The sequence below is a fragment of the Streptomyces sp. NH27 genome (assembly GCF_056859195.1).
Window position 1 is genome coordinate 1 of record NZ_JACEGK010000564.1, and the last position, 4,951, is coordinate 4,951.

The window sequence follows — 4,951 nt, forward strand, 5'->3', positions numbered from 1 at the left end:
CCACGCGCGGATCTCGGTGAGGAAGGGGCGGGGGAGCAGCGGAGAAGCGGCGGGGGAGGAGCGGTGTCCCGGGGAGGCCGGTCACCCGGGCGAGGCGGCGCTCCGGGCCGTGGGAGGATTCGGGGTGTGAGTGCGCACCAGCAGACCGCTGCTTCCCCGTTCATCCGCGCCTGCCGGCGCGAATCAGTGCCGCACACCCCGGTGTGGTTCATGCGCCAGGCCGGGCGGTCGCTGCCCGAGTACCTGAAGGTGCGCGAGGGCATCCCGATGCTGGAGTCCTGCACCCGGCCCGAACTCGTCGCCGAGATCACCATGCAGCCGGTGCGGCGGCACGGCGTGGACGCGGCGGTGTACTTCAGCGACATCGTGGTGCCGCTCAAGGCGATCGGCCTCGACGTCGACCTCAAGCCCGGGGTCGGCCCGGTGGTCGGCAGCCCGATCCGCACCCGCGCCGACCTCGCCCGGCTCCGTGACCTGGAGCCCGACGACGTCTCCTACGTCACCGAGGCGATCGGGCTGCTCACCGCGGAACTCGGCGCCACCCCGCTGATCGGCTTCGCCGGCGCGCCCTTCACCCTGGCCAGCTATCTCGTGGAGGGCGGCCCCTCGCGCAACCACGAGCGCACCAAGGCGATGATGTACGGCGAGCCCGAGCTGTGGCGCGACCTGCTCGACCGGCTCGCCGACATCACCGCGAGTTTCCTCAAGGTGCAGATCGAGGCGGGCGCCAGCGCGGTGCAGGTCTTCGACTCCTGGGTCGGCGCGCTCGCCCCCGCGGACTACCGGCGCTACGTCATGCCCACCTCCGTGAAGGTCTTCGACGCCGTCAAGGACTACGGCGTGCCCCGCATCCACTTCGGCGTCGGCACCGGGGAGTTGCTCGGGCTCATGGGCGAGGCCGGGGCCGACGTGGTCGGCGTCGACTGGCGGGTACCCCTCGACGAGGCGGCCCGCCGGGTCGGCCCCGGCAAGGCGCTCCAGGGCAACCTCGACCCCTCCGTCCTCTTCGCCCCGACCGCCGCGGTCGAGGCCAAGGCCGCGGAAGTGCTGGACGCGGCCCGTGCGTCCGGCACGGGCCACGTCTTCAACCTCGGCCACGGCGTCATCCCCAGCACGCCCCCCGACGCCCTCACCCGCCTCGTGGACTACGTCCACGCAGCGACTGCGCGGTAGCGCACCACCCCGGAGGGTCAGGGCGCCCTGCGCACCAGCTTTCGACGGACGAGGCGGTAGATCAGGAACCCGAGGGCAGCCAGGGCGGCGAACGGCAGGACGACCGCGAAGGCGACCAGCACCCCTCGCACCGCCATGCGGAACCCGTGCCAGCCGGTGCCGAAGGCGTGCCCGACGGTGGTCCAGAAACCGTTGTGGTGGTGGGGCTTCGGCCGCGCCGCAGCGGCCGGGGGCTCGGACAGCTTGAGCGTGATCGTGGCGAGGTCGGTGCGCGACCTGAGCGACGCCTGCTGGGCTTCGAGCGCTTCGAGCGCCGACTCCCGGGTGCTCAACTCGCTCTCCAACTGCACCACATCGCTCAGGTCGGTCGCCTTGTCCATCAGCGCCCGCACCCGGGTCACGCTGGCCTGCTGCGACTTGATCCGGCTGCCGACGTCGATGACCTGCCCGGTGACGTCCTGCACGCTGACCTCGCGTTCCAACAGGTGCCCGAGCCCGCCGAGTTCGGCGAGCACCGTGTCGTACTCGTCCGGCGGGACCCTGAGCTGGATCGTGGAGGCGGTCCGGCCGTGCGCGTCGACCGTCGTGGTCTCGTCGCCCGCGTAGCCGCCGGCCCGGGTGGCGTACTGCCGGGCCTTGGCGAGCTGGTCCTGCACATGCGGGGTGCGGACGCCCAGGGTCGCGGTGCGCACGAGGTAGGTGGCCGGCGTCGGTGTCCTGGCCGGCGTGCTGCCGGGTGACGTGCCGCGCGCGGTGCCGGAGTCGGTGGCGCCGGAGGACGTGGCCGACGGCGCGGCGTAGGGGGCCACGTCCGACCGCTTCCCCGCCGCGTCCGCGGGCTTCGCGGCGGAGGAGTCGCCGCCGTGGCCGGACGAGCTGCACCCCCCGACGGCCACGGCCACGGCCAGCAGCAGCGCGAGACAGGCCGCGCCCCGGCGCCTGTCGCGCCGCGTCCGGGCCCGGTCCGTTCTTCGCCAGATCTGCGTGTGGGTCATCAAATCCCCCCGGTATCAGGGCTGTTGGGTCGCGATTGCCGGTTGGACGGGCCCGGCCCGCGGCGGGTTTCGGGTCCCCGGTCCCGAAGGGGTCACGTTCGGAACTCGTTCCGGCGTCTGCGACAGTGGAGCCATGAGCCAGACGCGTGACGGCCGGGGCAGCCGGGACAGCCGGGGCAACGAGGGCGACGGCCGGAGCGGTACGGACGGCCGGACGCCGGCCCCCGGGCACGTCGTGGTGATCGGCGGCGGGATCTCCGGGCTGACCGCGGCCCTCGACCTGGCCAAGGGCGGCGCCCAGGTCACGCTGCTGGAAGCCTCGGAGCGGCTGGGCGGCAAGCTGTACGCCGACGAGATCGCCGGAGCCCCGGTGGACCTCGGGGCCGAGTCGATCCTCGCCCGGCGGCCCGAGGCGGTGCGGCTGGCCCGCGAGGTCGGGCTCGCCGACGACCTCCAGCCGCCCGCCGTCGGAGGCGCGACGCTGTGGACCCGGGGCCGGCTGCGCCCGATGCCGCAGGGCCACGTGATGGGCGTGCCGGGCGACCTCGCGCCGCTCGCCGCCTCCGGGGTGCTGTCGGCCGCGGGCCTGGCCCGCCTCCCGCTGGACCACGTGCTGCCCCGCACCGAGATCGGCGACGACACGGCCGTCGGCGGCTTCGTCGCCGCCCGGCTGGGTCGCGAGGTGGTGGACCGGCTGGTCGAGCCGCTGCTCGGCGGGGTCTACGCGGGCAACTCCTACGAGATCTCGCTGCGCGCCGCCGTACCGCAGCTCTACGCGGCCGCCCGCGACCACCGCTCGCTGATCGAGGCGGCCCGCGGCATCCAGCGCAAGGCGGCCGCGGGCACGACCGGCGGCCCGGTCTTCAACGGCATCCGCGGCGGGATCGGGCGGCTGCCGCTCGCGGTGGCCGACGCGTGCCGCGCCGCGGGGGTGCGGATCGAGACCGGCACCCCCGTACGGGAGTTGCGGCGCACCGGCCCGCGCGGCTGGCGGGTCGGCCTGGACGGCCGCGAGCTGACCGCCGACGCCGTGGTGGTCGCGGCGCCCGCGCGCGCCGCCGCCGTGCTGCTCGCCGCGGAGGCGCCCGCCGCCGCGGCGGAACTGGGCGCGGTCGAGTACGCGAGCATGGCGCTGGTCACGATGGCCTTCCGCCGCCGCGACGCACTTCAACTCCCGCTCAGCAGCGGCTTCCTGGTGCCGCCGGTGGACGGCCGCACGATCAAGGCGGCCACCTTCTCCAGCCGTAAGTGGGGCTGGCTCGACGAGGCCGGCGGCGACACGTTCGTGCTGCGCACCTCGGTCGGGCGGCATGGCGACACCGCCGACCTCGCCTGGGACGACACCGACCTGGTCCGGCTCTCCCGGGAGAACCTGGGCGAGGCGGTGGGCCTGCGGGCCGCGCCGATCGCCGCGCGGGTCACCCGCTGGGACGGCGGGCTGCCGCAGTACGCGGTCGGGCACGTGGACCGGGTGCGGCGCCTGCGCGAGCAGGCCGCGAAGCTGCCGGGCCTGGCGCTGTGCGGCGCGGTGTACGACGGGGTCGGCATCCCCGCCTGCGTCGGCAGCGGGCGCCGGGCCGCCGCCGAGGTGCTGGCCACCCTGGTGCCGGACGGCGCGGACGGCGCGGGAGAATAGCCGTATGACCGATTCGACCGCCGACCGCGCCCCCGACTCCGCCGCAGCAGCAGACGCGGCCGACGCCACCCAGAACCGGCCCGCCAACGCGGGCAAGAAGGCCAAGGACCTCAACGACGTCATCCGCTACACGCTCTGGTCGGTGTTCCGGCTCAAGGACGTGCTGCCGGCCGACCGCACCGGGTACGCGGACGAGGTGGAGGAGTTGTTCGCGCAACTCGCCGCGAAGGACGTCACCGTGCGCGGTACGTACGACCTGTCCGGGCTGCGGGCCGACGCCGATCTGATGATCTGGTGGCACGCGGAGACCGCCGAGGCGCTCCAGGACGCGTACAACCTCTTCCGCCGCACCAAGCTCGGCCGCGCGCTGGACCCGGTGTGGTCCAACATGGCGCTGCACCGGCCCGCGGAGTTCAACAAGTCCCACGTGCCGGCGTTCCTCGCCGACGAGGAGCCGCGCGCGTACGTCAGCGTGTACCCGTTCGTCCGCTCCTACGACTGGTACCTGCTGCCCGACGAGGACCGTCGCAGGATGCTCGCCGACCACGGCAAGATGGCGCGGGGCTACCCCGATGTGCGGGCCAACACGGTCGCGTCCTTCTCGCTGGGCGACTACGAGTGGATTCTCGCGTTCGAGGCGGACGAGTTGTACCGGATCGTGGATCTCATGCGTCACCTGCGGGCGTCCGAGGCGCGGTTGCACGTCCGTGAGGAGGTGCCCTTCTACACGGGGCGCCGCCGCCCCGTCGCCGAACTCGTCGCCGGGCTGGCCTGAGCGGACCCTCCGGGGTGCCCCACCAGGGGCGCGGGGAACCGCGCGACAAGCCACCCATCGGTTGGTGGTCCCTCAACGGCAGGACCCACCACCCCGGAGGGTGCGGCTAGCCCCGAAGCGCCGGAACGTCCGCGACGACCGTCGCCGACCCGGGAGCGATCTCGGTGAAGCCCGCATCGCGGACGAGGGGAAGCCCGGACCCGGTCAGGCCCGGCCACGCGGCAGGGGTTGCCGTGCGCACGGCAAGTCGGAACCCTGCTTCCCGCCAAGCGCGGCGCTCCTCGGGGGAGAGGTCCCACCAGGCGAGTTGGGCGCCGTGGCCGGCCTGGGCCATGGCCTTGCCGGCGGACATGGTGACGTCGGGCGCCATCC

At 74.3% G+C, this 4,951-nt stretch carries 4 protein-coding genes and 1 pseudogene; 3 read left to right on the top strand and 2 right to left on the bottom strand.

The window, feature by feature from the left end:
• The first annotated feature begins 117 nt into the window (after positions 1 to 117).
• The gene (gene hemE, locus AC13HU_RS31980; protein WP_483045478.1) at positions 118 to 1,173 is read left to right on the top strand and encodes a uroporphyrinogen decarboxylase; all 1,056 of its coding nucleotides are present in this window, start codon (positions 118 to 120) and stop codon (positions 1,171 to 1,173) included.
• 17 nt (positions 1,174 to 1,190) lie between these two features.
• Here hemE and AC13HU_RS31985 read toward each other — a convergent pair whose 3' ends face one another.
• Positions 1,191 to 2,168, bottom strand: a complete 978-nt coding sequence (locus AC13HU_RS31985) for a DUF4349 domain-containing protein (RefSeq protein WP_483045475.1) — start codon at positions 2,166 to 2,168, stop codon at positions 1,191 to 1,193.
• Between the two features lie 133 nt (positions 2,169 to 2,301).
• On the opposite strand from AC13HU_RS31985, the gene hemG reads away from it, so the two are divergent.
• Both hemG and hemQ read left to right on the top strand, forming a co-directional pair.
• Positions 2,302 to 3,804, top strand: a complete 1,503-nt coding sequence (gene hemG, locus AC13HU_RS31990) for a protoporphyrinogen oxidase (protein WP_483045476.1) — start codon at positions 2,302 to 2,304, stop codon at positions 3,802 to 3,804.
• Between the two features lie 4 nt (positions 3,805 to 3,808).
• Complete coding sequence (gene hemQ, locus AC13HU_RS31995) at positions 3,809 to 4,579, top strand: hydrogen peroxide-dependent heme synthase (protein ID WP_483045477.1); 771 nt, start codon at positions 3,809 to 3,811, stop codon at positions 4,577 to 4,579.
• 106 nt (positions 4,580 to 4,685) lie between these two features.
• Here hemQ and AC13HU_RS32000 read toward each other — a convergent pair.
• Positions 4,686 to 4,951, bottom strand: a pseudogene (locus AC13HU_RS32000) (peptidyl-tRNA hydrolase); the annotation flags it as partial.

Excerpts from the sequence above, each read along its gene's own strand:
- AC13HU_RS31985 (WP_483045475.1), bottom strand. The coding sequence starts at position 2,168 with ATGACCCACACGCAGATCTGGCGAAGAACGGACCGGGCCCGGACGCGG.
- hemG (WP_483045476.1), top strand. The coding sequence starts at position 2,302 with ATGAGCCAGACGCGTGACGGCCGGGGCAGCCGGGACAGCCGGGGCAAC.
- hemQ (WP_483045477.1), top strand. The coding sequence starts at position 3,809 with ATGACCGATTCGACCGCCGACCGCGCCCCCGACTCCGCCGCAGCAGCA.